Source organism: Methanocalculus chunghsingensis (assembly GCF_018132105.1).
GTDB lineage: Archaea > Halobacteriota > Methanomicrobia > Methanomicrobiales > Methanocorpusculaceae > Methanocalculus > Methanocalculus chunghsingensis.
In genome coordinates this window covers 1-1,570 of the sequence record NZ_JWHL01000036.1, presented here as the reverse complement: position 1 = coordinate 1,570, position 1,570 = coordinate 1, and the positions used below count along the sequence as shown (strand labels likewise).

1 protein-coding gene is annotated in these 1,570 nt (G+C 46.1%); it reads right to left on the bottom strand.

Annotated features, from left to right (window positions below):
- Positions 1 to 14: 14 nt before the first annotated feature.
- Positions 15 to 1,460 (bottom strand): transposase, encoded by a 1,446-nt coding sequence (locus tag RJ53_RS11465; protein WP_211531774.1) that lies wholly within the window; start codon positions 1,458 to 1,460, stop codon positions 15 to 17.
- Positions 1,461 to 1,570: the final 110 nt, after the last annotated feature.

The window sequence follows — 1,570 nt, the reverse complement described above, 5'->3', positions numbered from 1 at the left end:
CCCAAACTATGCTCTCACTTAGGGAATAAATTAAGTTTCAACTTCTTCTCGAGATCCCGAACCTTCTTCGGCACCTCGGTGATCTGGTCAAATCCGTCATAGGAGATTCGCATCACCTTTGAAAAGATCAGGAGAAGATCTTTTGGAGAATATTCAGCTGTCAAATCTGCCCTTTTAATAAGTGCTTGAAGCTTGCAATAGAGATACAGACAGAGAAACCCAACAAACAGGTGTCCACAGACAGCACTCCGATCACCGAGATACAAAACATCAGCCTGCACCTCATTTTTCAGCGTATCAAAGTGTTTTTCCACAAGATCCCGGGTTTTGTAGAGTTCATATATCTCCTGTGGAGCTTTATCGACATTCGAAACAAAGAGAATTCTCCCGGCTAATTTCTCCCGGCTCTTCGCTTCATTCTCGGTAATCTTTCCCTTCGTGACGTTCTTCAAGAGCGTTTTGCACTCCTCAAGCTCCAGGTCCTTATCCTCAAAGAGATACAGGAACTTCCCTCCAATCTCTCGTTTGCCACCCCGAATCAGTCGTTTGTGGTACAAAAACTTTTCTTTAAGATGAATACGAGTTTCGAAGTACGTGCTATTCCGTCGTTGTGGAGCAACAGCAGAACAATTTCGCTCAAATATCCCTTGCAGCACCTCCTCTGAAACAAAGCCCCGATCAAGGATGAGGATGGCATCCTCAAGTTGCAACTCATCCATCGAAGGAAGAAGTGTTTTGACATCCTTCACTGATCCGGGAATAGCTCGAAGCATCACCGGGAGGCCAGTTTCAAGGCCGCAAAAAAGGGCTAAATTTACCTGAGGAAGGGCAATCTCTTCATGGTTCCTGCCCCATTCTGCAAGAGAGAGGTTATCTGAGAGGGAGAAGACAAACGAGAGATCATAGATAAGATGCTTGTTTCCCTGGCAGAGGTGTTTGAAGACCATATCCTGTCCGATAATGTCATCGCCGATAGCCCGGAGTGTGAGAGAAAGGGTTTTGGGAGAACAATTCGGGGAGATATCCAGCTGATTATCCAGTTTTTCCCATGCTGATTTGACTCGTTTCAGAGGAAGGTAGCCGGAGACGCGGGTGAAGACAAGGGCGAGAATCTCTTCCCAGTGATCCGGGAACGCCTCGGTGAGAATCGGCACAAGCTCCTGAAACTCTTCACTCAGCAGCTTTGCATTCCCATATTCATGTGCTGATCGGGGTCGTGGAATGGTTCTATCCGTTGTAGTTGCCTCCTGGGACGGGCGGGTTGAACCCTTGGCAAGAAGACCTCTGTCCTGAGTGAGTCGTCCGATATATTCCGAGATCTTCTTTGTCTTCTTTGTTTCCCTGTTGTAGGTGCTGGTTGAATAATAGACGTAGGGTTTGCCCTGGATATACTTGATCTCAAGGCACTTCTTTCCCATCTCGCGCTGTTTTGTAAGCCACTCTCTTGCCCAGTCTTCCATGTAATAATATTAGGGAATAATACTATATAGATCTTTTGGTTGTGTAGCCATGGTTTGATGAAAAGAGTACTATGTGAAGAGATTATTCCCTATGTGTGGAAAAGTTTGGG